This window comes from Streptomyces sp. NPDC006372 (genome assembly GCF_040612515.1).
Taxonomy (GTDB): Bacteria; Actinomycetota; Actinomycetes; order Streptomycetales; family Streptomycetaceae; genus Streptomyces.
In genome coordinates this window covers 72,440-97,527 of sequence record NZ_JBEXQJ010000035.1, presented here as the reverse complement: position 1 = coordinate 97,527, position 25,088 = coordinate 72,440, and the positions used below count along the sequence as shown (strand labels likewise).

26 protein-coding genes are annotated in these 25,088 nt (G+C 70.7%); 15 read left to right on the top strand and 11 right to left on the bottom strand.

Features of this window, described 5'->3' with window-relative positions; translation table 11 throughout:
- A partial coding sequence (locus ABZ016_RS35370; protein ID WP_356920805.1) for an alcohol dehydrogenase catalytic domain-containing protein occupies positions 1-485 on the bottom strand: 485 nt, incomplete at its 3' end.
- A gap of 267 nt (positions 486-752) precedes the next feature.
- Between ABZ016_RS35370 and ABZ016_RS35365 the strand changes: the two genes are divergently transcribed.
- From ABZ016_RS35365 to asnB, 5 genes are all read left to right on the top strand, one after another.
- Positions 753-1,499, top strand: coding sequence for an alpha/beta fold hydrolase (locus ABZ016_RS35365; RefSeq protein WP_356920804.1), 747 nt, complete (start codon positions 753-755; stop codon positions 1,497-1,499).
- Complete coding sequence (locus ABZ016_RS35360) at positions 1,460-2,509, top strand: ketoacyl-ACP synthase III (protein WP_356920803.1); 1,050 nt, start codon at positions 1,460-1,462, stop codon at positions 2,507-2,509. The genes ABZ016_RS35365 and ABZ016_RS35360 overlap by 40 nt, the downstream gene beginning before the upstream one ends.
- 34 nt (positions 2,510-2,543) lie before the next feature.
- Complete coding sequence (locus tag ABZ016_RS35355) at positions 2,544-3,755, top strand: cytochrome P450 (RefSeq protein WP_356920802.1); 1,212 nt, start codon at positions 2,544-2,546, stop codon at positions 3,753-3,755.
- A 41-nt stretch (positions 3,756-3,796) separates the two neighbouring features.
- Positions 3,797-3,985 carry a ferredoxin gene (locus ABZ016_RS35350; RefSeq protein WP_356920801.1) on the top strand — a complete coding sequence of 63 codons (189 nt, stop codon included), beginning with the start codon at positions 3,797-3,799 and terminating at the stop codon, positions 3,983-3,985.
- A 70-nt stretch (positions 3,986-4,055) separates the two neighbouring features.
- Positions 4,056-5,891, top strand: a complete 1,836-nt coding sequence (gene asnB / locus ABZ016_RS35345; protein ID WP_356920800.1) for an asparagine synthase (glutamine-hydrolyzing) — start codon at positions 4,056-4,058, stop codon at positions 5,889-5,891.
- Between the two features lie 81 nt (positions 5,892-5,972).
- On the opposite strand, the gene ABZ016_RS35340 is transcribed toward asnB, so the two are convergent.
- Entirely contained in the window at positions 5,973-6,404 is a 432-nt protein-coding gene (locus tag ABZ016_RS35340) for a cupin domain-containing protein (protein WP_356920799.1), read from the bottom strand.
- Positions 6,405-6,458: 54 nt separating this feature from the next.
- Positions 6,459-6,779: a carboxymuconolactone decarboxylase family protein gene (locus ABZ016_RS35335; protein WP_356920798.1), complete on the bottom strand. Its 321-nt coding sequence runs from the start codon at positions 6,777-6,779 to the stop codon at positions 6,459-6,461.
- Positions 6,780-6,913: 134 nt separating this feature from the next.
- Here ABZ016_RS35335 and ABZ016_RS35330 point away from each other — a divergent pair, with 134 nt between their 5' ends.
- Positions 6,914-7,816, top strand: coding sequence for a helix-turn-helix transcriptional regulator (locus ABZ016_RS35330; RefSeq protein WP_356920797.1), 903 nt, complete (start codon positions 6,914-6,916; stop codon positions 7,814-7,816).
- Between the two features lie 121 nt (positions 7,817-7,937).
- On the opposite strand, the gene ABZ016_RS35325 is transcribed toward ABZ016_RS35330, so the two are convergent.
- From ABZ016_RS35325 to ABZ016_RS35310, 4 genes are all read right to left on the bottom strand, one after another.
- Positions 7,938-8,378 (bottom strand): hypothetical protein, encoded by a 441-nt coding sequence (locus tag ABZ016_RS35325; RefSeq protein ID WP_356920796.1) that lies wholly within the window; start codon positions 8,376-8,378, stop codon positions 7,938-7,940.
- On the bottom strand, positions 8,375-9,067 hold the full coding sequence (locus ABZ016_RS35320) for a class F sortase (RefSeq protein WP_356920795.1): 693 nt from the start codon (positions 9,065-9,067) through the stop codon (positions 8,375-8,377). Before ABZ016_RS35320 ends, ABZ016_RS35325 begins: the two co-directional genes overlap by 4 nt.
- Positions 9,060-9,887 carry a DUF4397 domain-containing protein gene (locus tag ABZ016_RS35315; RefSeq protein WP_356920809.1) on the bottom strand — a complete coding sequence of 276 codons (828 nt, stop codon included), beginning with the start codon at positions 9,885-9,887 and terminating at the stop codon, positions 9,060-9,062. The genes ABZ016_RS35320 and ABZ016_RS35315 overlap by 8 nt, the downstream gene beginning before the upstream one ends.
- 119 nt (positions 9,888-10,006) lie before the next feature.
- A complete protein-coding gene (locus ABZ016_RS35310; RefSeq protein ID WP_356920794.1) occupies positions 10,007-10,612 on the bottom strand; it encodes a sigma-70 family RNA polymerase sigma factor in 606 nt (201 codons plus the stop codon).
- 161 nt (positions 10,613-10,773) lie between these two features.
- Here ABZ016_RS35310 and ABZ016_RS35305 point away from each other — a divergent pair, with 161 nt between their 5' ends.
- The 9 genes from ABZ016_RS35305 to ABZ016_RS35265 all read left to right on the top strand — a co-directional run bounded on the left by ABZ016_RS35305 (position 10,774) and on the right by ABZ016_RS35265 (position 21,049).
- Positions 10,774-11,787, top strand: a complete 1,014-nt coding sequence (locus ABZ016_RS35305) for a MerR family transcriptional regulator (protein WP_356920793.1) — start codon at positions 10,774-10,776, stop codon at positions 11,785-11,787.
- A 485-nt stretch (positions 11,788-12,272) separates the two neighbouring features.
- The gene (locus ABZ016_RS35300; protein WP_356920792.1) at positions 12,273-13,403 is read left to right on the top strand and encodes a DUF4190 domain-containing protein; all 1,131 of its coding nucleotides are present in this window, start codon (positions 12,273-12,275) and stop codon (positions 13,401-13,403) included.
- 147 nt (positions 13,404-13,550) lie between these two features.
- Positions 13,551-14,303, top strand: a complete 753-nt coding sequence (locus tag ABZ016_RS35295) for a GntR family transcriptional regulator (protein ID WP_356920791.1) — start codon at positions 13,551-13,553, stop codon at positions 14,301-14,303.
- Positions 14,304-14,642: 339 nt separating this feature from the next.
- Positions 14,643-14,837 (top strand): SPOR domain-containing protein, encoded by a 195-nt coding sequence (locus tag ABZ016_RS35290; RefSeq protein ID WP_356920790.1) that lies wholly within the window; start codon positions 14,643-14,645, stop codon positions 14,835-14,837.
- Between the two features lie 67 nt (positions 14,838-14,904).
- Positions 14,905-15,339, top strand: coding sequence for a (deoxy)nucleoside triphosphate pyrophosphohydrolase (locus tag ABZ016_RS35285; protein WP_356920789.1), 435 nt, complete (start codon positions 14,905-14,907; stop codon positions 15,337-15,339).
- A 136-nt stretch (positions 15,340-15,475) separates the two neighbouring features.
- Entirely contained in the window at positions 15,476-15,907 is a 432-nt protein-coding gene (locus ABZ016_RS35280; RefSeq protein ID WP_356920788.1) for an ATP-binding protein, read from the top strand.
- A gap of 252 nt (positions 15,908-16,159) precedes the next feature.
- Positions 16,160-18,796, top strand: coding sequence for a SpoIIE family protein phosphatase (locus ABZ016_RS35275; RefSeq protein ID WP_356920787.1), 2,637 nt, complete (start codon positions 16,160-16,162; stop codon positions 18,794-18,796).
- A 115-nt stretch (positions 18,797-18,911) separates the two neighbouring features.
- Positions 18,912-20,057: a hypothetical protein gene (locus ABZ016_RS35270; RefSeq protein ID WP_356920786.1), complete on the top strand. Its 1,146-nt coding sequence runs from the start codon at positions 18,912-18,914 to the stop codon at positions 20,055-20,057.
- The gene (locus ABZ016_RS35265) at positions 20,054-21,049 is read left to right on the top strand and encodes a phosphotransferase (protein WP_356920785.1); all 996 of its coding nucleotides are present in this window, start codon (positions 20,054-20,056) and stop codon (positions 21,047-21,049) included. The genes ABZ016_RS35270 and ABZ016_RS35265 overlap by 4 nt, the downstream gene beginning before the upstream one ends.
- Here ABZ016_RS35265 and ABZ016_RS35260 read toward each other — a convergent pair.
- From ABZ016_RS35260 to ABZ016_RS35245, 4 genes are read right to left on the bottom strand one after another with little or no spacing between them, the layout of a single operon-like run.
- The gene (locus tag ABZ016_RS35260) at positions 21,024-21,800 is read right to left on the bottom strand and encodes a succinate dehydrogenase/fumarate reductase iron-sulfur subunit (RefSeq protein WP_356920784.1); all 777 of its coding nucleotides are present in this window, start codon (positions 21,798-21,800) and stop codon (positions 21,024-21,026) included. The genes ABZ016_RS35265 and ABZ016_RS35260 overlap by 26 nt on opposite strands.
- Positions 21,797-23,737 (bottom strand): fumarate reductase/succinate dehydrogenase flavoprotein subunit, encoded by a 1,941-nt coding sequence (locus ABZ016_RS35255; protein ID WP_356920783.1) that lies wholly within the window; start codon positions 23,735-23,737, stop codon positions 21,797-21,799. Before ABZ016_RS35255 ends, ABZ016_RS35260 begins: the two co-directional genes overlap by 4 nt.
- Before the next feature lie 16 nt (positions 23,738-23,753).
- Positions 23,754-24,590, bottom strand: coding sequence for a hypothetical protein (locus tag ABZ016_RS35250; protein ID WP_356920782.1), 837 nt, complete (start codon positions 24,588-24,590; stop codon positions 23,754-23,756).
- A 54-nt stretch (positions 24,591-24,644) separates the two neighbouring features.
- Positions 24,645-24,935, bottom strand: a complete 291-nt coding sequence (locus ABZ016_RS35245) for a hypothetical protein (protein ID WP_356920781.1) — start codon at positions 24,933-24,935, stop codon at positions 24,645-24,647.
- Between the last annotated feature and the right edge of the window lie 153 nt (positions 24,936-25,088).

Here is a 25,088-nt window from a genome sequence, read left to right as displayed (position 1 = left end):
TCGAGCATCGTGTCGTTGTGGCCGTCGCTGGACTCCAGCTCGACGGAGAGGCAGTGCGCGACGACCTCGTCACCGGGCCGCCAGGCGTTGACGCCGGGGCCGGTGCGCAGGACGACGCCCGCGAGGTCGGAGCCGATGATGTGGTACGGCAGGTCGTGGCGCTTGGCCAGCTCGCTGGTGCGGCCGTAGCGCTCCAGGAAACCGAACGTCGGCAGCGGCTCGAAGATCGAGGTCCACACCGTGTTGTAGTTCACGGAGGAGGCCATGACGGCCACCAGCGCCTCGCCCGGGCCGAGTTCGGGCACCGGAGCCTCCATGAGGTGAAGGGACTTGCGTGGGTCCTTCACACCCGAGTCCAGCCCATCGAACATTCCGGTGTCAGCCTTGCGGACGGCGATGCCTCGATAGCTGTCCGGGAGTGGCAGCGCCGCGTAGTCGTCGGACGTCGCCTCGGTGGAGACGATGGCATCGACTATTTCCTTCACGTGGTTTCCTCCGGGGGCGAGTGCGAGGTGGGGCAGTGCACGCCCTTCTCGCCAGAGATTAGGCGTGCTCCTTTCTCGCGGAAATCCCCTACCGTCGACGACCGGTTCGCCTGCCCCCCCCTACCGGCCGGGATGGCGAAAGTAGGGGATTGCCGCGGTCGCGTCACCCGGGCATCATGTGCAAACGTGAGGCTTCGCCCGGTTCATTGCGAAGGACGATTTGGAGTATGCGGCGTGGTTGGTAAGCCCGTTAAAGAAACTTCTTGGGTGCGCAGGTTTCACCCTTCACCTGAGGCGCGATACCAGCTGCTCTGTTTCCCGCATTCAGGCGGATCCGCCAGCTTCTTCTTTCCGTTCTCGCAGCGGCTGGCCCCGGAGATCGACGTGTGGTCCATGCAGTACCCGGGGCGTCAGGACCGCAGGTCCGAACCCAATGTTCCGCACATTCACGAGATGGCTGACCGCGTCGTCGAGGCGGTGGGCCCGCGACTCGACGGCCCCTACGCCCTGTTCGGGCACAGCATGGGCGCAACGCTCGCTTACGAGGTCGCGCTGAGGTTGCAGTCGAGCGGCCGGCATCCCGAGGCCCTCTTCGTCTCGGGTCGGCCTGCCCCCCATCGCAACGTCGACAAGGGGCTGCACCGGCTCTCGGACGAGGAGATAGCCGAGGACATCCGGGCACTCGACGGCACCGGCTCGGAGATGTTCGGCGACGCGGACGTACTCAAAATGTTCCTCCCGGCGATTCGCAGCGATTATCACGCTGCGGAGACATATGAATACGCGCCCGGCACCGTTCTGAAATGCCCCATCCGCGGCTTCACGGGGTTCTCGGATCCGCGGGTGGAAGTCAGTGAACTGCACCATTGGGGCGATCACACGGAAGGATCTTTTACGCTGGATGTCTTCTCGGGAGGTCACTTCTATCTCGTTGACGAGCAGGAAGACATCGCCGGTGAAATTGAGCGCACCCTGTGTGGCGCCGGGAACCTGCAAGGAAACATGGGATTGTGACGTATCGGGTAACCGCAGCGCGTGTCGGGATATTGGGAACGGGTTCGTTCCTGCCGAAGCGTAAGGTCGGGAACCAGGAAATAGCGGCCTCGACCGGTGTCACCCCGGAGTGGATCGAACGCAAGACGGGCATTCTTGAGCGCCGCTACGCGGAGGATGACCAAGCGGCGTCGGACCTGGCGGCGGAAGCCGGTCGCCGAGCCCTGGAGAACGCGGGGGTCCGTCCCGCCGAGCTGACCTGGATCATCGTCGCCACCTCCACACCCGACCAGCCTCAACCCCCTACGGCCGCCGCCGTACAGCGTCTGCTCGGCGCCGACCGTGCCGCCGCCTTCGACGTGAACGCCGTGTGCGCGGGATTCGTCGTCGCATTGCGGGCGGGGACCTCCATGACCCTGGAGGACGGGCGGCCCGGTGGCCGCACGCTGGTGATCGGCAGTGACGTGTATTCGCGCATCGTCGACCCATCGGATCGCCGGACCGCTCCGCTCTTCGGGGACGGGGCAGGAGCCGTGGTGCTCGGGCCGGTCGCTGAGGCGGGCGGAATCCTCGGTGGCAGCGTGGCGACGGACAGCCGACTGCTCGATCTCATCGGCATCACGGCAGGCGGCAGCCGGCAGCCGTCCTCCCCCGGCACCCTCGCCTCTGGCGGGCAGTATTTCCGCATGCGTGGGCGCGAGGTCCGTGACTACGTGACACGGGAACTCCCGCGTGCCGTCCATGACCTGCTGACGGACCTGTCCGTACCGCCGGAAGAGATCCGCCACTTCATCCCGCATCAGGCCAACGGAGCGATGCTCCGGGACATATGGGGCCACTTGGGCCTGCCTCATGCGCACCTGCACATGCCGGTCGCCCGGCACGGCAACACCGGGGCGGCTTCCATCCCTGTCGCTCTGGACCACGCACACCGCTCGGGCCGGCTGGCGGCCGGAGACCTGGTCCTGCTCGCAGGATTCGGTGGCGGAATGACCATGGGAACTTCCTTGATTTCCTGGGGCAATCGCTAGCCCGCGCAAGGACGAAAACGACGTGAGGACCAACATGGACAAGTCGAATACACTCGCCCCCTTGCCCGCCGAGCCGCCGCCGGGCTGTCCTTTCTCCCCGCCGCAGGAATACGCGGGACTACGTATTGAACATCCGGTCAGTCGCGTCTCGCTGCCCGACGGGAGCTGGGCGTGGCTGCTGACGCGCTATGCGGATATCCGTGGCGCTCTTTCGGATCCCCGGTTCAGTTCCGACGTAAACGCTCCAGGATTTCCCCGCAGCGGAATGGTGACCGCAGGCGAAGGCAGCAGTCTCATCCGCACCGATCCTCCTGAGCACAGTCGCCGTCGCAGGATGCTGACGCGCCCCTTCACCGTGAAGAGCGTGTCCGCGCTGCGCCCTCGCATCCAGCAGATCACCGACCAGCTGTGCGACGGGCTGCGGGAACAGAAGGACAAGGAGGGGTCCGTGGACCTGGTGAGGTCCCTGGCACTCCCGCTTCCCTCACTGGTCATCAGCCTGCTACTCGGTGTGCCGTACGAAGACCGGGACCTCTTCCAGTCGATCACTGCCACCGTGCTCTCCCGGGTGAACACGGAGGACGAGCGCACCACAGCCCGCAAGGAACTGCGCGCCTACCTGGACCACCTGGTCGCCGGCAAGGAGGGGGACCCGGGCGACGACATCCTCAGCGAACTGGTCCACGAGCGGATGCGCGGAGGCGAGTTGACCCGGGAAGAGGTGACGGGAACAGCCACGCTGTTGCTGATCGCCGGTCACGAGACCACCGCGAACATGATCGGGCTCGGCGCGCTGACGCTGATCCGCAATCCGCGGGCAGCGGACGAGCTGCGCGAGGATCCCTCCCTGATGCCGGGAGCCGTCGAGGAGTTGCTGCGTTTCCACAGCATCACGCGCAGCGGGCCGCGGCGAGCCGCGACGGCCGATGTGGAAGTGGGCGGCCAGCTCATCAAGGCGGGTGAGGGAATCGTATGTGCCGTCGCCTCCGCCAATCGAGACCCCGAGCAGTTCCCTGACGGCGACACATTCGATATCACGCGTCGGAACGCCCAGCATCACATCGCCTTCGGGTACGGCGTGCACCAGTGCCTCGGTCAGTCCTTGGCGCGTGCTGAGCTGGAGATTTCCCTGAACACGCTCCTGGCCCGATTTCCGGAGCTGCGTCTGGCGGTGGAATTCGAGGACGTCCCGTTCCGTCGCGACATGTTGGTCTACGGCTGTCATGAACTCCCGGTCACCTGGTGACCGGTGAGCACCCACCGACCCGGGAACCTGAAGAGGAAACCATGAAGATTTCTGTCGACACGGAGAAGTGCTGCGGCGCAGGACAGTGCGTCCTGGTCGCGCCGGAGATATTCGACCAGGACGACGACGGGATCGTGGTCCTTCTGGACCCCGCCCCCTCCGACGATCTGCGTGACGCCGTCCAGGACGCCATTGCCATCTGCCCCGCGGATGTGATCCAGGTGGAATGACACCGAAGGGCGGCACTGGTCACTGAGGTTGCACTCGATGCAACTGTTTTCGAGGGAAGGGTTGGTCCCCATGTGCGGTATTGCCGGCTGGGTTTCGTACCGTCGGGATCTGACGCAGCAGTCGCAGGTCCTCGACGCCATGACCGAGACCATGGCCTGCCGCGGTCCCGACGCACGAGGCACGTGGGCGGACCGGCACGCCGCCCTTGGCCATCGGCGGCTCGCCGTCATCGACCTGGCCGGCGGGGCGCAACCGATGAGTGTGGACACCGCGGACGGCGAAGTGGTGATGGTCTATTCAGGAGAGACCTACAACTACACCGAACTGCGCGACGAACTCCGACGCCGCGGGCACCGTTTCACCACCGACTCGGACACCGAGGTCGTGCTCCGCGGCTATGTGGAGTGGGGCGAGGCGATCGGCGAGCACCTGAACGGCATGTTCGCCTTCGCCATCTGGGATGCGCGCACCGAGAAGCTCGTCATGGTCAGGGACAGGCTGGGCGTCAAGCCCTTCTACTACTACGAGACCGAGGACGGCATCCTCTTCGGCTCGGAGCCCAAGGCGATCCTGGCGAACCCGCTCTGCTCCGGCGTCGTCGGCCTGGACGGGCTGCGGGAGATGTTCTCCTTCGCCAAGACCCCGGGGCACGCGATCTGGGAGGGGATGCGCGAGCTGCGCCCCGGTCACGTCGCCGTGACCGACGCCGACGGCTCGCGGGAGTACGCCTACTGGCGCCTTGAGTCCGGCGACCACACGGACGACCAGCAGGCCACCGTCGCGCACGTCAGGGACCTGCTGGACGACATCATCTCCCGGCAGCTCGTCGCGGACGTACCCCGCTGCACGCTGCTCTCCGGCGGTCTCGACTCCTCCGTCATCACCGCCCTCGCGGCCCAGCAGCTCAGGGAGCGGGGGGAGACGGTGCGCAGCTTCAACGTGGACTTCCCGAACCAGGAGGAGAACTTCAAGGCGATCGACCTCGCCCCCACCCGGGACACCCCGTACGCGCACGCGGTGGCCGAGCACGTACGGAGCGACCACCGGGACGTCGTGCTCCACGGCAGCGAGCTGGCCGACCCGGCGGTACGGCAGGCGGCCGTCGGCGCACGGGACTTCCCCAACGGGATCGGCGACCGCGACAACTCGATGTACCTCCTCTTCAAGGCCGTCCGTGAGCAGTCGACGGTGGCGCTCTCCGGAGAGTCGGCGGACGAGTTGTTCGGGGGCTACCCGTGGTTCCACGAAGACAGGTACCGCTACGCGGACACCTTTCCCTGGCTCGCGGGCAAGGGCTCCCTCTTCGAGGCGGGCGGCCTCCTGGACGACGACCTGACACGCCGGCTCGACCTGGGGACCTACGTCCAGGACCACTACGTCAGCGCCCTGAAGGAGGTGCCGCTGAAGAAGGGCGAGACCGGCCTGGAGAAGCGGATGCGCCAGGTCTGCTATCTGAACGTGACGCGGAAGATGCAGCCGCTGCTCGACCGCAAGGACCGGATGAGCATGGCGGCCGGGCTCGAGGTGCGTGTCCCGTTCTGCGACCACCGTCTGGTGCAGTACGTGTTCAACACCCCGTGGTCGCTGAAGGCGTTCGACGGCAGGGAGAAGAGCCTTCTGCGCGCAGCCACGCGCGACATGTTGCCGCCGGCCGTGGCCGACCGCAAGAAGAGCGGCTACCCCAGTACCTTCGACCCGCAGTACCTCGCGGCGATCCAGTCCCAGGTGTCCGACCTGCTCAACGGCGACCACCCGGCGCTGGCACTGTGCAGCCGGGACCGTCTGAGTGAGGCGATGAAGGCGGACCGGGACACCATCAGCCTCCAGCAACGGACGGTACTGGAACGCTCGCTCGACCTGGCGACGTGGCTCGACCAGCGGAACCCGACGCTGAAGCTGGACTGATCCGGCCGTCGTCGGGGAACCCCCGGGTACGGAACGTCACGGCGGCCCGGAGGGGCACGGGAGCGGCGTGCAACGAGGTGTTCATGAACGGCCGGCGTGGCCCTCGGCGACCGTCGCCAGGGCGGCGGCGTACTGCTCGTCGGTGACCGGCTCCAGCCAGATCGTGCCGTCGCCGATGCCGTCACCGACGACCATGGCGATGTGGGCCATGAGGTTGGTGCCGACGGCGCCGTGCCAGTGCTCCTCGCCCGCCGGGCAGGTCACGGTCTCACCGGCACTGACGCGGATCACGGCGCCGTCGCGGGTGCCCACCAGGCCAACGCCGTCGGTGATGTGCAGAGTCTGGCCCAGCGCGTGGGAGTGCCAGTTGGTGCGGGCGCCGGGGGTGAAGCGCACCAGGGCGGCGGCCAGGCGGGCGGGTTCGGCGGGGGTGGCGATCATGTTGAGGTAGACGTCGCCGGTGAAACGCTCGGCCGGGGCCTTGAGGGTGGGGGTGCTGGGGACGTGTTCCACGAGTCTCTTCCTTGTCGCAGGTGCTACGGGTGTGCGGTGCGCCGTGACGTCGCTTCAGGCGCCGCGCTCGTCGGCGATCCGCTTGAGCTGCGTGATCGCGGTCATCGCGTTGGGCCAGCCCGCGTAGAAGGCCAGGTGCGTGATCGCCTCGGAGAGTTCCTCGACGCTCAGGCCGTTGTCGAGGGCGACACCGAGGTGGTACGCCAGCTGCTCGCCCCGGTACAGGGCGGCCAGCGTGCTCACGGTCACCAGGCTGCGGTCGCGCGGGGACAGCCCGGGGCGCTCCCAGACGTCACCGAACAGGACCTCGTCGGTGACCTCCACGAGCTTGGGCGCGATCCCGGCCAGTTCCTGGGGCGCGGACTGCTTCGGCATGATTGCTGCTCCTCGGTCGGGTCTGGGGTGCCGGTGTCGAGGAAACCTCAGCCGGAAGTGGTGGAGAAGGGACTGCCGTTACAGGTACTGACAGAACCCCCCACACGTGCACCGCCCGGCCTAGCCTGGAGCGTGTGAGCACCGAGAGCGACATTCGCGAGTTCCTGGTCTCCCGCCGTGCCAGGATCACCCCGCAGCAGGCGGGGCTGCCCGCCTACGGCGGCAACCGGCGGGTGCCGGGCCTGCGGCGCGAAGAGGTCGCCCTGCTCGCCGGTGTCAGCATCGACTACTACGTCCGCCTCGAACGCGGTCGTCTCGCGGGTGCCTCGGAGCAGGTGCTCGACGCCGTCGCGAAAGCCCTCCAGCTGGACGACGCCGAACGCGCTCACCTGTTCGACCTGGCCCGTGCCGCCGCCAAGCGCCCCGCCCGACGCACCCGCGGCGCCCGCGAACCGCTGCCGGACAGCGTCCTGCGGGTCCTGCGGTCGATGACGGACTCCCCGGCCTTCATCCGCAACGGCCGCCTGGACATCCTCGCCACCAACCACCTCGGCCGCGCCCTGTACTCCCCGCTGTTCCCCGACCACACCACCGAGACGGCCAACATCGCCCGGTTCCAGTTCCTCGACCCGCGCGGGCGCGACTTCTTCCCCGACTGGGAGGAGTCCCTCAACACCACCGTGTCCCTGCTGCGCACCGAGGCCGGACGGGCCCCGCACGACACCGGTCTGACCGGTCTGATCGGCGAGCTCGTCACCCGCAGTGAGGAGTTCCGCACCGCCTGGGCCAAGCACAACGTGCGCCTGCACCACACCGGCCGCAAGTCCTTCCGCCACCCGGCCGTCGGCGTCCTCACCCTCGACTTCGACGCCATGGACCTGTCCGCCCGGCCCGGCCTCACCCTCACCGCCTACAGCGCCGCCCCCGGCACACCCGACCACGACGCCCTCCGGCTGCTCGCCGCCTGGGCCGCCACCGAGGCGCCCCGTCCGGCCGGTGAGCCCGTGCCATGGCGTTCGCCGGGTCCGGGCGAGTGAAAGCGCCTCGCGGGTCTCGCGGGCCTGAGCGAGGCGGTCGCCTGAGCGAGGCGGTCGCCTGAGCGAGGCGGTCGCCTGAGCGAGGCGGTCGCCTGAGCGAGGCGGTCGGCGGCCTGCCCGGTCAGGCCCAGGGGCGGGCCCTCTCCGATGCGGACATCGCGCGCGGCTTGTGAGTTCGCCCGAGGAGCCCCGTCCCGGCCTCGGTGCTCTCGTGCCGGGACCAGTGAAGGGCCCCCGCCGCGGCGGCGGCGATCGCGGCGACAGCGAGCAGGGCGAAGAGTTTTCGCCTGCCGGGGCCGAGGGCTCCGGCAGGCGGCCGGGGCGGGGCCGTCTCACGTGACAGGTCCCGGATGATCCGCTGCCAGACGCGTTCCGGGGGTGCGGCCGACAGGTCCACCGGCTTCGCGGCGCGGGCGGCCGTCACCACCCGGGTCATCCCCCGCAGGTCGGCGCGGCACCGGTCACACTGCTCGATGTGCCGCAGGGCGTCGGCGAGTTCCGCGCCGGGGGCGGCGTTCCCCAGCGCCAGTTCCACCAGGTGCGAGGGCTCCACGTGGGTCACCGCGCCCTCCCGTTCCCCGGACTCCGGGACTCGACGGGCTCCGCCGTGACCACTAGGTTGGACAGGTAGCCTCCGCGCTCGGCGACGAACGGCGGCGCACAGGTGATGAGCGTGAGGACGGGGGAGCCGGTCCGGCGGAAGGCCGAGGGCGGCAGTTCCTCCTTCGGCACGGTGACCCGCGCCACGACGCGGTAGCGCACCGGCTCGGCCCCGGAGCGCCGGACCTCGACGCGGTCGCCCTGGCGCACGTCGTACAGCGCGGAAAATTCGCCCAGGTCACCGGTATCGGTGTCGACGTGTCCGACGAGTACGGCGGAGCCGTGCGCACTGCCCGGCGCGGGGCCGTGGCGGTACCAGCCGGCCACGGAAGGGGCGTCGGGGACGGCCATGTCTCCCTGGTTCGTCACGCCCACCGGTTCGACACGGGCGTCGAGGCCGACGTCGCGCACCAGCACACGCCGGGGCCGCGGGTCCTGCGCCGTGCCGACCGCTGTCATGGGGCCCGCCTCGTCCCTGTGTCGCGCGTCGGGCGCTGCCTTCGGGACCGTTCCGTTCCGCGCGGACGCGGCCACGACGTCGGACGGAGGGCCGGCCCGGTCCGACGGCGTGTCCGGGAAGCCGAGGGCGGCTGCCAGGGCGGCAGCCGCCACGGTCAGTCCGGTCGTCAGCCGTCGTGGGCCGTCAGCCACGCCGGCCGGCGGCCCGGCGGGCCACCAGCACGCCCGTCACCGTGAGGACGCCCGCCGCGGCGGCCCAAGCGGGCCACGCATCGGGGTTGTTCGGGGTGACGGCGGCGCCGCTGCCGCCCGCGTGAACGGCGCGGGGCGCCGACTCCATGCCGCTGAACGTCTGCGTCGCGAGGGCGAGGTTCTTGTCCGCGGCGCTGCCCCAGGCGTAGACGACGTTGCTGGTGCCGTCCTTCAGGTTCAGGTCGGCCGGGCCGATGGCCACGGTGTCCGTACCGGCGAGCACCACGTCGGCGTTGACCGTGCCCGCGTCGACCTCGGCGGTGTCCTCCTTCGGGTTGGTCAGGTCGCTGAAGACCGGTTGTCCGCCGGCCCGGACGTCGACGGCCGGTGCGGCCGCGACATGGCGTACGGTCAGGCGCGCCTTGCCGGGGTCCACCTGGGAGACGTCGTTGGTGTAGGCCGTCAGTTGCGGATCACCGCGGGCGGAGAGGTGGGCGGCCACCGTGGCGTTCCCGCCCTCGGGCACCTCCACCTTCTTCTCCAGGGCCGGAGTGCCGTCGGGGCTCTGGCCCGCTTCGAAGATCTGTATGTCGTAGGTGCCGGCGGCGAGGGACTGGGGGGCCGTCACCGTGCCGGGCTTGAAGTCGCTGAGCAGTTTGTCGCCGTTGGCGTACACGTCCACTGTCATCCCGGGGATGCCGTGGAAGACGGACACCATGGCCTTGTCGGAATCGCCGGCCAGGGCGGGCGCGGCCGTGCCGAGGGCCAGGGCGCAGGCACCGGCCGAGGCGGCGAGGGTGAGGCGGAGGCGGGGGGTCATGGGCATGGTCATGGGAACAATTCCTTTGAACGGAACCTCCGCACGACGCGGAGTCTCGGTCCTGTTTCGAGTCCGAGGGCCGCCCCGGATGCGCGGACGGCGAGTCCGCCGCGTATCGGCTACCCGTCCGTGTCGTGGGCCGGGGGCTCTTCGATCGCCTGGCGCAGCCGGTGCAGGCCGCGGCGGGCGTGACTCTTGACCGTCCCCAAGGGCATGCCGGTCCGCTCCGCGATCTGCGCCTGTGTCAGGTCCTCGTAGAACGCCATGCAGAGCACCTCCCGTTGTTGGCGTGGCAGCCGTGCCAGGGCGTCGATGAGCAGCACTCGGTCCAGGACCCGGTCCACTGCCTCCGCGTCGTGCGGTGGCGGGACCGCGTCGTGGGCGGCCGACGCGACCAGCGTCAGACGCCGCGTCCTCGCCGCCAGCGCGTCGACGATCTTTCGGCGCGTGATGCCGACCAGCCAGGCGCCGAGCGGCCCTCGTTCCGGGCGGAAACCGGCCCGTCCGTGCCAGGCACCGAGAAAGACCTGCTGGGTCACGTCCTCGGCGTCGTGGGTGTCGCCCAGCAGCCGGGTGGCCATGGTGTGGACGAGCGAGCCCCAGCGCCGGTAGATCGCGGCGAACGCCTCCTCGTCCGCGGCGACCAGGCCACGGGCGAGCTCCTCCTCGTAGTCCGTTTCGTCCACGGGCGGGGCGGAGGTGGTGCGTCGTATGTCGCTGATCATGGTCTGGCTCCTCCTGCCGGGCGTCGCGCGGGGGCGGAAGGCCTTGCGCCAACCGCACCAGCCGCACTGCGCGGAGCGGCGACCGTGCGCTCGAAGCCAGTGTTCGGAGCACAAACGACGCAATTCAACATGCGTCGTTTGTGCGTCGTACAGTCGGAGGTATGGATGTGGTGGACGACCGGGACGAGCGGGACGGCGGCGACCGGGGTGACGTGCCGACGGGCGGTGGACTGACCACCGGTGAGGTGGCCCGGCGGCTCGGTGTGGCGCCCACCACGGTCCGCACCTGGGACCGCCGCTACGGCCTCGGGCCCGACGCGCACACCGGCGGCCGGCACCGGCGGTGGACCGCTGCGGACGTGGCACGGCTGGAGCGGATGTGCGCCCTGACGGCGACCGGGATACCGCCTGCCGAGGCAGCGCGTACGGTGCTCGGCGAAGCGCCCCCCGAGTCCGTCCCGGCCGGGCGGGCCGGCGAAGCGCCCCCGCGCCCGACCGGCCGGGCCCGCAGCCGGGCCGGCAGCGGGTTGCGCATGGGGGACGCGCGCCAGGAGTGCAAGGGCATCGCCCGTGCCGCCCTGCGGCTCGACGCCGCCCTACTGGAGCAACTGCTCCAGGCCGCGATCGACGAGCACGGGCTGATCCCCGCCTGGACCGAGGTGATCATGCCGACGCTCCAGGCGGTCGGCCGCAAGTGGGAGAGTTCGGGCGAGAAGTACGTCGAGGTGGAGCACTTCCTGTCCTGGCACGTGTCCGGCGCGCTGCGGCGCGCTGCGCCCATCGCGGTCCCCGACCGTCCGGGCGCCGTCACGGTGCTCGCCTGCGTGCCGGGGGAGAACCACACGCTGCCGCTGGAGGTACTGGCCGCCGCCCTGGCCGAACGCGGCGTGCCGGTGCGGATGTTCGGTGGTGCGCTGCCCGTGGAGTCGCTCGTCACGGCCGTCCGCAGGACCGGGCCGGCGGCGGTGGCGCTGTGGGCGCAGTCCCGTGCGACCGCCACCCGGCCGCTGGCCCAGCACGTGGCCACGATGGAGTGGGGGGTGCGCGGCGCCCGCCGCAGACCGGTCGTCCTGACGATCGGGCCCGGCTGGACCGGCCGGACCGTGACCGGGCTGCCACGCCCGACGGGCCTGGCGGAGGCCGTCGCGCTCTTGGAGTCGGTCGTCTCGCCGTAGCACCGGCCGGCCGCCTCCGAAACGGCCGGAAGCCGGGTCGCCCGGGGCTGGACAGACACTCACCGCCGAGAACACGACCTCGCCGAACGCCCGGATTCCCGGGTTCCCGGATTCCGGGAGCCCGGGAGCCCGGGAGCCCGGAAGTCCGGGAGCCCTGAAGCTCCGGAGGCCGGGAGGCCAGATGACCCGGCGGCCGGAAGCCCCGCGGGCCCCGGTGGCCGGAAGCCCCGGAAGCCTCGGAAGCCCGGAAGTTCCGGGGGGTCCCGGTGGCCGGAGTCCCGGAAGCCCCCGGAGCCCCGGACGCCCCGCCCCGGACAGCCCGGGCAATCGCCGGGCCGTCAGGCCGTTGGCTTCGGTGCCACCGTGCTCGTCGTCGCCCGTGCGCCGCCCCGTGACTCCGCCGCTTACGATGCGCCCAGCCGTACGACGGTCCCCCGCCCCCGCCCCCGCCCCCGCCCACCGCCTCGCCCAGGAGCCCCGCACCCGTGTCGACACCCCCGCCCCCTGGGAGCCGGCAGCCCCAGGGCCCGTACGGCCCGCCCTCCGCCAACTGGCCTCAGCCATACGGCCCGTACGGCCCCGCAGGGCACCCCCCGGTCTCCGTCAACGCGCTCGCCGTCGCCGCGCTCGTGCTCGGTGTGCTCTGCTTCCTGCCGGCCGCCGGGCTCGTGCTGGGGCTGGTCGCGTTGTGGCAGATCAGGCGGAGCGGGCAGAGCGGCCGGGGCATGGCGATCGCGGGGGTGGTGCTGTCGTCCGTCGGGATCGTGCTGTGGGTGGTGACGCTGTCCACCGGTGTCGCGTCCGACGCCTGGGAGGGGGTCAAGGACGGCGCGCGGGGCAACGAGAGCCTGTCCCTCCGCAAGGGTGACTGTTTCGACGCGCCCGGCGGGTTGGAGGGCGACACCTACGACGTCGATCCCGTCTCCTGCGCGGGCAGGCACGACGGCGAGGTGTTCGCGGTCGTCACGCTGCCGGGCGGCACCTTCCCGGGGGACACGAAGGTCACCGGCATCGCCGACGAGAAGTGCTACGCGCTCCAGGACCAGTACGCCATGGACGCCTGGGCGATACCGGGCGACGTCGACGTCTACTACCTCATGCCGTCCCGGGACAGTTGGCGCTACGGCGACCGCGCGATCACCTGCGTCTTCGGCAACACCGACGAGAAGGCCGGGCTGACCGGCTCGCTGCGCGGCGACCCCACGACGCTCGACACCGACCAGGTCGTCTTCCTGGCGGCGTCCAACGCCGTCGACGCCGCGCTGTACGAGGCGCCCGAGGACACCCCCGAGGACGACCTCGCCGGCCACCGGGCCTGGGCCGCGCAGGTGCGTGACGTACTCGGAGAGCAGATCGAGGCGCTGCGCGGGCACCCCTGGCCGTCAAGCGCCGAGAAGCCCGTCGCCGACCTGGCCGGGGACCTGGAGGACGCCCGGGACGAGTGGGCGCGGGCGAGCGCGGCCACCGACGTGGACACGTACACCACGCACCATGACAAGGCGTACGCGTACGTCGACGGCCCGGCCACCGTCACGGCCCGCAAGGCTCTCGGGCTGGCCACCGCGCCACCGTCGTACGCGGGGCGCACGGGCGGAGACTCCGAAGCGCAGGTGTGACGGCGCCTATAGCGGGGAGAAAGTGCCTGCGTAAAGCCCTCAGGGCCACCATGTCATCACATCGAGTGATTCTCTGGCCTTTGCTTGCACCGCACAACCTACGGTTGCCACGCTGTTGCTGTCTGTACAACCTGATGGGAGCGGCCAGTGACATTCGGTGAGCAGCCGGCGTACCTGCGTGTCGCGGGTGATCTCCGCAAGAAGATCGTCGACGGTCAGCTGCCACCGCACACCCGACTCCCGTCGCAGGCGAGAATCCGCCAGGAGTACGGCGTCTCGGACACCGTCGCGCTGGAGGCCCGCAAGGTGCTCATGGCGGAGGGGCTGGTCGAGGGCCGCTCCGGTTCGGGGACGTATGTGCGTGAGCGGCCCGTGCCCCGGCGCATCTCCCGCTCCGGATACCGCCCGACCGGCGGGGCCACCCCCTTCCGCCAGGAACAGGCCGACGGCGAGGGCCGCGGCACCTGGGAGTCCAGCAGTGAGCAGGCCGAGGCGAGTGTCGCGGTCGCCGAGCGGCTGGACATCGAGCCGGGCGAGCGGGTGATGTGCACGAAGTACCTCTTCCGCGAGGGCGGTGAGGTGATGATGCTCTCCACGTCCTGGGAGCCGCTCTCCGTGACGGGCCGTACGCCCGTGATGCTGCCGGAGGAGGGGCCGCTCGGCGGGATGGGCGTCGTCGAGCGCATGCGCGCGATCGACGTGATCGTGGACAACGTCACCGAGGAGGTCGGCGCCCGGCCCGGTCTCGCCGAGGAGCTGCTCGTCCTCGGGGGCGTTCCCGGCCACGTGGTCCTGGTCGTCTCACGCACGTTCTACGCCTCCGGCCGCCCGGTCGAGACGGCCGACGTGGTCATTCCGGCCGATCGGTACCGGGTCGCCTACCACCTTCCGGTCAAGTAGCGAACGCTCACATCAGTCCCGGAGCGCGCTCCCCGTGCGCCCCGCTCACGCGGTCGCCGTGACGGCCGTCACGGTCCGGGCGGTCCATGGCCCGTAGGGGAATGTCGTTCGCGCAGGTCGGCAGCGGCGTCCGTGGTGTGCCCCGGGCCGGTGCGTCGAGGTACTCCGACGGCGCGTTTCTTGCCGTGCGCCCCCTGCGTTCTGGCTGGTTGCGTACCTCTTTGTGCAAAGCCGTATTCGCTGCGTGAAGGTTAGGCGTAGGGTCGGGCATATGCGCATTGCGGTTTCCTTAGCGGGTGGGGCACGGCACAGGCCGCGGGTGGGAAGTGGAGGGGCGCGATGAACGACAGCACGATCACTCTTCCCTGGCTCGTGATACGAGAGGACGACAACGGCAACCGCTACCGGGTCGGCCGGTACGCGACCCGGGCCGAGGCCCAGAAGATCGCGGACAGCCTCGACGGTCGCGGCCACAAGCAGCTGTACTGGGTCGAGCGACTCGGGGCGAACGGCGCGGCCGCCGCGCACGACTGACCTCGGGTACCGGTGCGGTGACCGGTCGGCCCGCAATGCCCGTGGACCGGTCCCGTAGGCTCCCCGCATGAGTGAGCGGATCGTCGTCGTGGGTGCCGCGCTGGTCGACGGCGGGCGGCTGTTGGCCGCTCGGCGCAGTGCGCCCGTCGAGCTGGCCGGGCGCTGGGAGTTGCCCGGCGGCAAGGTCGAGCCGGGGGAGACGGCCGACGCCGCACTCGTGCGCGAACTGCGCGAGGAACTCGGGGTCGACGCCGAGGCCGGCGAGCGCGTTCCGGGGGAGTGGCCCCTGAGGCCGCCCTACGTCCTGCAGGTGTGGACCGCGCGGCTGCAGCCCGGCTCCGCCGCCCCCGAACCCCTCCAGGACCACGACGAACTGCGCTGGCTCGGCCCCGGCCAGATCTGGGACGTGGACTGGCTCGATCAGGACGTGCCCGCCGTGCGGCAGTCTCTCGCCCACCTGGGACACCTCGGGGCCGGCGCGGGAGGAGCGTCCGGCGCCTGAGGCGCGGCGGGGGCGCGTGCAGTCGGACGGCTGTCGTACGGGCGCCGCGTACGCCTTTCGTGCCACCGCGCGCTGCCCCGCGCGATACTCCGCCCCGGATATCGGGTATGTGCCAATTAACCCCATGAAACCGGACATGGGTGGGCCCGCAGTCTGGGAAGTGATCGGCGTGATCGATCCCGATGGTGACCGCGCCGAGTGGACCTTTCCGGCCGAGCCGGGCGTCGTGCGGACCGCCCGTCAGGCCGTCCGCGGCCAACTCCGCAGCTGGAGCCTCGACAACCTCACCGACCTCGCGGCGCTGCTGGTCAGCGAGTTGGTCACCAACGCCCTGCGGCACGCCACGGGCCCCATCGGTGTCCGCCTGGTCCGCCCCTCCGAACTGAACGGCGTCCTCCTCGTCGAGGTCTCCGACCCGCTCCCGGACCCGCCCCGCGAACGCACCGCACGGCCCGAGGACGAGAGCGGCCGCGGACTGCAACTCGTGGCCTCCTCCTCCCGCCGCTGGGGCACCCGCCCCGGCGCCGCGGGCAAGACCGTGTGGTTCGAACTCGCGGTACCGGAGTGAAAAAACGGTGTACGTACCGACCGCCCCTGTAGAGCGACTGCTTCCGGCCAGTGGCGGTTGGGGGCGGACGGGATTCGACGCGGTGTCCCCTGGTTAGAAGACTGGGAGTGTTCTCACGGTCCGGACCGAAAACCATCGGGACCGTGCTGTGATCGTGAACACCGTGTTGTGCGGCACCGTAGTGCTGGATACTGCGGGCAGCCGCCCCTGGTGACTGGTGCCGGACGCGGTGAGCTGGAGGGGACGGTTCGCGTGAGCGAGATACCAGCGAAGTCCACGGAGTCCGAGGACCCGTCGGAGGGAGCGAGGACGAGGGCTGTGGACGGCCTGGCCTCCACCGTGGGAGGTGCGCTCGCGGCCGACGGGGTCGAGACCGGGGACGCCGTGTGGCAGAGCAGTCCCCCCGGGTCCATCTACGACTACATCAAGGTCGCGTCCTTCTCCATCGGCCCGGACGGGCTCGTCGACCAGTGGAGCCTGCGCGCCGAGCACCTCTTCGGCATCCCAGCCGAACGCGCCGTCGGCATGGACCCCATCGAGGCCTTCATCGACCCGCGTCTGCGCGAGCGGGGCATGCGCAAGATGGCCGAGATCCTCGACGGCCGCGAGTGGACCGGCGTGGTGCCCTTCCGGATGCCGAAGGGCGCCGAGGGCGAGTGCGGCCACGAGGGACTGGCCGAGGTGTACGTCATGCCGACGCGCACCGAGGACGGTGAGAAGGCCGCCGTCTGCATCGTCGTCGACGTCCGCACGCTGCGCAGCATCGAGACCGACCTCGCCGCTTCGCAGGCCATTTTCAGTCAATCCCCGTTCGGATTCCTGCTGATCGACCCCGACCTGCGGGTCCGCCGCGTCAACCAGCGGTTCGCGTCCATCTTCGGCGGCGAGCCCGACGACCACCGCGGCAAGGGCGTCCACGACTACCTCCAGCGCGGTGAGGCCGACCGGGTCGCCGCCACGCTGCGCCGGGTGCTGGAGACCGGCAGCTCCATCACCGACATGCACGTCACCGGCTTCGTGCCGGGTTCCGACGAGCGCCGCCACTGGTCCGTCAACCTCTATCGGGTGCACAGCGGTTCGGGCCGGCCCATCGGGATCGCCTGGCTCGGCATCGACATCACCGCCCGTCGCGCCGCCGCCCGCGAGGCCGCCGCCGCCCGGCGCAATCTGGCCCTGCTGAACGAGGCAGGTGCCCGCATCGGCAACTCCCTCGATCTGGAGACCACGGCCCGGCAACTCCTCGACGTCGTCGTGCCCGGCTTCTGCGACCTGGCCACCGTCGACCTCTACCAGGGGCTGCTGGCCGGCGACGAGACCCCGCCCGGGCTCGCCGACGGCAGCGCCGAACTGCGCCGGGTCGCCTTCGCCAGTGCCGTCTCCGACGAGCCCTTCGCCGGTGCCGGGGTGCCCGTCTCGGTCGGCGCCGTCCACCACTACCCGTTCAACTCGCCCTGCGCGGACGCCCTGCGCACGGCCCGGCCGCAGAACGTCCCCGGCGAGGACGGGGGACTCGTGCAGTCCACCCTCGCCGTGCCGATGGTCGCCCACGACACCGTCGTCGGACTCGTGCAGTTCGCCCGGACGAAGGGCAGTGAGCCGTTCGGCGACCGGGATCGCGACCTCGCCGTCGAGCTGGCGGCACGCGCGGCCGTCTGCATCGACAACGCCCGCCTCTACCGGCGCGAGCACGAACGGGCGTTGATACTGCAACGGTCCCTGCTCCCGCCCGGCGACCCGGAGGCCTCCGGCCTCGACATCGCCTGCCGCTACCTGCCCGGCAACGCCAACACCGGCCGGCCCAGCGAGGTCGGCGGCGACTGGTTCGACGTCATAGAGCTCCCCGGGCACCGCACCGCGCTGGTCGTCGGCGACGTCATGGGACGTGGCCTGCGCGCAGCCGTCGCCATGGGCGAACTCCGCACGGCGGTCCGCACCCTGGCCCAGCTCGACCTCGAACCGGCCGAGGTGCTCTCCCAACTGGACGAGATCGCCCGCGGCCTGGGCGCCCCCGGCGGCGTCCAGCAGGCGACCAGGGCGGCCCGCCGCCCCCGGGAGGCGGACCTCTCGGAGGTCTACCTGGCGACCTGTGTCTACGCCGTCTACGACTCGGTCACCCGGCGCTGCACCTTCGCCAACGCCGGTCATCTGCCGCCCGTCCTGGTCGAACCGGGCGAACCGGCGCTCATGCTGGACGTGCCGCCGGGCATGCCGCTCGGTGTCGGCGGCGAGCCCTTCGAGGAGGTCGAGGTCGAACTGCCCGAAGGCGCGCTGCTCGCGCTCTACACCGACGGGCTGGTCGAGAGCCGCGACCACCCGCTCGACGAGGGACTCCAGGCCTTCGTCAGCGCCCTGTCCGACCCCAACCAGCCGCTGGAGGACGTCTGCGACCACGTCCTCAACACTCTCGACACCCATCACGGCGAGGACGACATCGCGTTGCTGATGGCACGTGTACAGGGCCTGCCCACCGAGTCCGTCGGTGACTGGACCCTGCCGCGCGAGCCGCGCAGTGTGGGCCGGGCCCGCGAGTACGCGCGCGCCCAGTTGCTCAGCTGGGACATGGAACCCCTGGTCGACACCACGGAGCTCCTGGTCAGCGAGCTGGTCACCAACGCCCTGCGGTACGGCGAGGGCGAGATCCGGCTCCGCCTCCTGCTCGACCGCACGCTGGTCTGCGAGGTCTGGGACTCGGGCCTGGTCCAGCCCCGCCGCCGCCGCGCCCGCGACACGGACGAGGGCGGCCGCGGCCTCCAACTGGTCGGCCTCCTCAGCGCCGCGTGGGGCTCCCGCCGCACACCCCGCGGCAAGACGGTCTGGTTCGAACTCCCCCTCCCGGGCGGCGAAACGACCCTGACAGACCCGGCGGAGGCCCTGCTGAGCCTGTTCTGACGGGGACCGGCGTCCCTTACGGCACCTGACCGAAGACCCCCTGTGATCGCAACCGAACGTCCGTGCTGATCGTCATCCCCGGCAACACCGATCGCACCACCGGGGGGAAGACGGCATGGAAGACACGGAGGACACGACCCTCGAGACGGAGGACAGGACCCCTGAGGCGGGGGACACGGCCTCTGAGAAGGGTGACACGACCCCCGAAACGGAGGACACCACCCCCGAAACGGAAGACACCACCCCCGAGAAGGGACGCCGTCGGCGCTGGGTCAGGCGTGCGGTGGTCGCTCTGCTGCTGGTGCTCCTGGTCCCGCTCCTGGCCGCCCTCGCAGTTCTCCGCGTCAACTACACGGGCGATCCGGCCGACGGCACGTACACCAGGGACCGCGACGCCCTCTGGCTCGGCCACGCCTGGGTGGACGGCCGGAAGAAGGACTCCGACGTCACCGCCCTGGCCCGCCGCCTGCGAGGCACCGGCGTCCGTGACCTGTACGTCCACTCGGGCCCGCTGGAGCACGACGGCACCCTCCCCGAGTCGGTCTATCCGAGGGCCCGCTGGTTCATCGACGCCGTGCACGAGAAACTGCCCGGCATCCGCGTCCAGGCCTTCCTCGGTGATGTCCTGGCCACCGAGACCCCCGACGGCATGCGCCTGGAGAACCCGGACACCCGCGCCGCAGTCGTCCGCTCAGCCCGCCAGGTCCTGGACACCGGCTACGAGGGCATCCACTTCGACCTGGAACCCCTGCACTCCGGTGACCGCGACTACCTCACCCTCCTCGACTCGCTGCGCCGCGAAACCCGCTCCCGGGACGCACAACTCTCCGTCGCCGCCCACCAGATCGACCCGCTCCCGGCCTTCCACACCGTGTGGGGCGGCGTCACCGGCCACCCCAAGTGGTGGTCGCAGGAGTTCTTCGGCCAGGTCGCCCGCCGCGTCGACCAGATCGCCGTGATGTCGTACGACACCATGCAGCCGCTGCAGAGCACCTACGGCGGCTACGTCGCCCAGCAGACCTCGCTCGCCCTGGAGGTCACCCCGCCCTCCACCGACCTGCTGATGGGCCTGCCCTTCTTCCACGAGAACCGTTTCGGCCACTGGAACCACGCCGAGACCGTGCCCGCCGCCGTCCGCGGCGTCCGCCTGGGCCTGTCCCGCACGGACGCCGACCGGGCCAACTTCGGCGTCGCGCTGTACATCGACTTCGCCGCGACCGAGGCGGACTGGCGTGCGTACAAGGAAGACTGGGTGCGGTGACCACGACCCGGCGCCCCCTCACCCGCACCGACCTCGCCCCCCTCGCCCGCGCGGCGCTGGGCCCCGGCCGCACCCTCACCGGCGTGGAACGCCTGCGCGGCGGCACCAAGAAGGGCGTCTACCGCCTGACCCTGGACGACGACTCCACGGCCGTCGCCTACGTGTGGTCGGCCGGCGAGGACTACTGGGACTCCGGTCCCTCCGACCCCCGCGACCCCTTCTCCCACGGCACCGGCCTCGACCTGTTCACGGCGGCCCACGACCGGCTGGCCGCGGCCGGCGTCCGTACGCCCGGGCTCCGGTACGCCGACGCCACGCGCACCCACCTCCCGGCGGAGGCCGCCGTCGTCGAGGACCTGACCGGCGGCAGCCTGGAAGAAGCCCTGGCCCGCGACCCGGACCAGGCACCGCGGGCCATGGAGCGGATGGCGGAGCTGCTCGCCACCCTGCACGCCCGCACCGGGCCCCGCCTCGGCAAGGTCGCCCTCGTCGACAGCGGCGGCTCCTCCGACGCCGCCTCCTGCGAGCAGCGCGTCACCGAGGGCGCCCTGCGCGGCATCGCCGAAGCGGCCCGCCGCGAACCCCGGGTCGCCGCCGTACGCCGGGAGCTGGAGGGCATGATCCAGGTCCTGGCCGCCGAGGTCCGCCCCCGTGACCGCCACACCCTCGTCCACGGCGAACTCGGACCGGACCACGTCCTGCTCGCCCCCGACGGACAGCCCGCCCTCATCGACATCGAGGGCCTGATGTACTTCGACGTGGAGCAGGAGCACGTCTTCCTCCGGCTCCGCTTCGGCCCCCACTACGACGCCCTGCGGGCCCCGGGGCTGGACGAGGCCCGCCTGAACCTGTACCGGCTGTCGATGCACATCGGGCTCGTCTCCGGCCCGCTCACCCTCATCGAGGGCGACTTCCCGCACCCGGAGCGGATGCGGGAGATCGCCGAACACAACCTCCAGGAGGCGCTCAGCCTGCTGAGGACCGTCTCCTGATCTTCGAGCCCAGCCACACCAGCGGGTCGTACTTGCGGTCGACCGCCCGTTCCTTCAGGGGGATCAGCGCGTTGTCCGTGATCTTGATGCCCTCGGGGCAGACCTCCGTACAGCACTTGGTGATGTTGCAGTAGCCCAGACCGTGTTCGTCCTGGGCGGTGGTCTTGCGGTCCAGGCCCGACTCCGCCGCCGCGTCCAGCGGGTGCATGTCCAGCTCCGCCACCCGCATCAGGAAACGGGGACCCGCGAACGCCTGCTTGTTCTCCTCGTGGTCACGGACCACATGGCAGGTGTCCTGGCACAGGAAGCACTCGATGCACTTGCGGAACTCCTGCGAACGGTCCACGTCCTCCTGCATCATCCGGTACTCGCCGGGAGCGACACCGGCCGGCGGCACGAAGGACGGGACCTCCCTGGCCTTGATGTAGTTGAAGCCGACGTCGGTGACCAGGTCGCGGACGACCGGGAACGCCCGCAGCGGTGTCACCGTGATGGTCTCCTCCCGGTCGAACACCGACATGCGCGTCATGCACATCAGCCGCGGCCGGCCGTTGATCTCCGCCGAGCAGGAACCGCACTTGCCCGCCTTGCAGTTCCAGCGCACGGCGAGATCGGGCGCCTGGGTGGCCTGGAGGCGGTGGATGATGTCGAGCACCACCTCGCCCTCGTTGACCTCGACCTTGAAATCCTCCAGGCCGCCGCCGCCCGCGTCCCCGCGCCACACCTTGAAGTGGGCTGTGTAGCCGCTCATTCGTACAGCTCCTCTTCGGCCAGGTACTTGACCAGCTCCTCCTTGTCGAAGAGGGCGAGCAGGTCGGCACGGACGGGTTCGGTGGTCTCGCGGGTGAGGGTGATCTGGCCGCGGACCGGGTCCGTCGCCGCCAGGCCGCCCGTCGGGTCGGTGAGGGCACAGAGCAGGTTGACCGGGCGCCACTTGCGGTCCATCACCGGATGGTCCTCGCGGGTGTGCCCGCCGCGCGACTCGGTGCGCTCCAGGGCGGCACGCGCCACGCACTCGCTGACCAGCAGCATGTTCCTCAGGTCCAGGGCGAGGTGCCAGCCCGGGTTGAACTGCCTGTGCCCCTCGACCCCGGCCCGGCGTGCCCGTACCCGCAGCTCGGCCAGCTTCTCCAGGGCCTGTTTCATCTCCGTCTCGCGGCGGATGATGCCGACCAGGTCGTTCATCGTCTGCTGGAGTTCCTGGTGCAGGGTGTACGGGTTCTCCGGCGGGCCGCCGGCCGGTTCCTCGATCTCCGCCTCGGCCGAGAAGGGCCGCAGCGCCTCGGCGGCGGCGGAGTCGATCTGGACGTCGTCCACGGCCGGGCGTGCCCCGGCCGAGCCCGCCGCGTACTCGGCCGCGTGCCAGCCGGCCCGGCGCCCGAACACCAGCAGGTCGGACAGCGAGTTGCCGCCGAGCCGGTTGGAGCCGTGCATGCCGCCGGCCACCTCACCGGCCGCGAACAGGCCCGGCACCCCGCGCGCCGCCGCCGTGTCGGACTCGACCGCGACACCGCCCATCACGTAGTGACAGGTGGGCCCGACCTCCATGGCCTCCGCGGTGATGTCGACGTCGGCCAGCTCCTTGAACTGGTGGTACATCGAGGGCAGCCGTCGTTTGATGACCTCGGCGGGCATGCGCGTCGACACGTCGAGGAAGACGCCCCCGTGCGGGGAGCCGCGCCCCTCCTTCACCTCGGCGTTGATCGCCCGCGCCACCTCGTCGCGGGGGAGCAGCTCGGGCGGGCGCCGGTTGTGGTCCGGGTCGTCGTACCAGCGGTCGGCCTCGTCCTCCGTCTCCGCGTACTTGTCCTTGAAGACGTCGGGGACGTAGTCGAACATGAACCGCTTGCCGTCGGAGTTGCGCAGCACACCGCCGTCGCCGCGCACCGACTCGGTGACGAGGATGCCCTTCACCGACGGCGGCCAGACCATGCCGGTCGGGTGGAACTGCACGAACTCCATGTTCAGCAGGGGAGCGCCGGCGAGGAGGGCCAGCGCGTGGCCGTCGCCCGTGTACTCCCAGGAGTTCGACGTGACCTTGAAGGACTTGCCGATGCCGCCCGTCGCGATCACCACGGCGGGCGCCTCCAGGACGAAGAAGCGGCCCGACTCGCGCTCGTAGGCGAAGACCCCGGAGACCCGGGCGTCCTCCTTGAGCACGCGGGTGACCGTGCACTCCTGGAAGACCTTCAGCCGGGACTCGTAGTCGCCGGTCTCCTTGTAGTCCTCCTGCTGGAGGGAGACGATCTTCTGCTGAAGGGTGCGGATCAGCTCCAGGCCGGTGCGGTCGCCGACGTGGGCGAGGCGCGGGTACTCGTGACCGCCGAAGTTGCGCTGGGAGATCCGGCCGTCCTTGGTGCGGTCGAACAGCGCCCCCCAGGTCTCCAGCTCCCACACCCGCTGGGGCGCCTCCTGGGCGTGCAGCTCGGCCATCCGCCACTGGTTGAGGAACTTGCCGCCGCGCATGGTGTCGCGGAAGTGGGTCTGCCAGGTGTCGTTCTCGTTGGCGTTGGCCATCGCCGCGGCGATGCCGCCCTCGGCCATCACCGTGTGCGCCTTGCCGAACAGCGATTTGCAGATCACGGCCGTACGGGCGCCCCGCTCGCGGGCCTCGATGGCGGCGCGCAGGCCCGCGCCACCGGCGCCCACCACGACGACGTCCCACTCCTGCCGGTCGACCACGGACATCAGAACGCTCCACTCATCAGAAGAACCGCGGATCGTCGAAGGCGCCGGACGCGACCAGGTAGACGTAGAAGTCGGCGAGCGCCACGCTCACCAGCGACGCCCAGGCGAGCTGCATGTGCCGGGCGTTGAGCTTCCCCGCCCACTGCCACATCCGATAGCGCACGGGATGTTTGGAGAAGTGCTTCAGCTTGCCGCCGACGATGTGCCGGCAGGAGTGGCAGGAGATCGTGTACGCCCAGATCAGCACGATGTTGACCAGGAACACGATCGTGCCCAGGCCCATGTGGCCCCACGCGTAGTGCTCGTCGCGGAAGGCGAGCACGGTGTCGTACGTGAGGATCCCGGCGACGAGGAGCGCGGCGTAGAAGAAATAGCGGTGGATGTTCTGCAGGATCAGCGGGAAGCGGGTCTCACCGGTGTACTTCTTGTGCGGCTCGGCCACCGCGCACGCGGGCGGGGACGCCCAGAAGCCCCGGTAGTACGCCTTGCGGTAGTAGTAGCAGGTCAGGCGGAAGCCGAGCGGGAAGATCAGGATGATGATGGCGGGGGAGATGCCCCACCAGCCTCCGAAGATCTCCCAGTTCGGGCCGCCCCTCATCGTCTCGCAGTTCTCCGCCAGGCAGGGGGAGTAGAAGGGCGAGACGTACGGCGCCGCGTAGTAGTCGGCGTTCGCGAAGGCCCGCCAGGTCGAGTAGACGATGAAGGCCAGCAGGCCGGCGGCCGTGCAGGCCGGAGCCAGCCACCACCGGTCGGTACGCAGGTGCGGGGCGTCGATCGCGGCGCGCGTACCCGCCCGTACGCCGCCGCTCGGGTGTCTGGGTTCTGTGGCGGGAGGTTCCGTACCAGTGGTCATGTGACGACTCCGGTCGGGTTCGGGGGAGGGGCCGGTCGTTCGACTCCTCCCCGGTCAGGGAGCGCGCCGGTCCCGGGCGCCGAGCCCCTCGTCGTCCGAGTCACGCCACAGGGCGGAGTCGTACGGGTCGTCCGAGATCGTGACGAGCTCGGGGCGCTTCGGTGCGGCCGGTGACGCGGCGGCGTCGCGCAGCAGGGCGACGCTCTCGCGCAGGTGGTTGGCGTCGGCACGGACGCGGCGCATCTCCAGGCCGCCGGTGCCGAGCTGCTTCTCGAGGCGTCCCACTGATCGGAACAGTTCGTCGAGACTGCGCTGGACTGACGTCAGTTCGTCGTGCACGGACATGACTTGTCCTCACTTCCGCAGGTCCTTCGAGGCCCAAGGCGGCAATGCTCATGCGCCTGCGAGTGTTGCGCGTCACACCTTGTGCTGTGAAGGGATGTGCATCGATTGGCCGAGGCGTGTGGGTGCACCGCGCCGTGCATTGCGCCGGTCGGG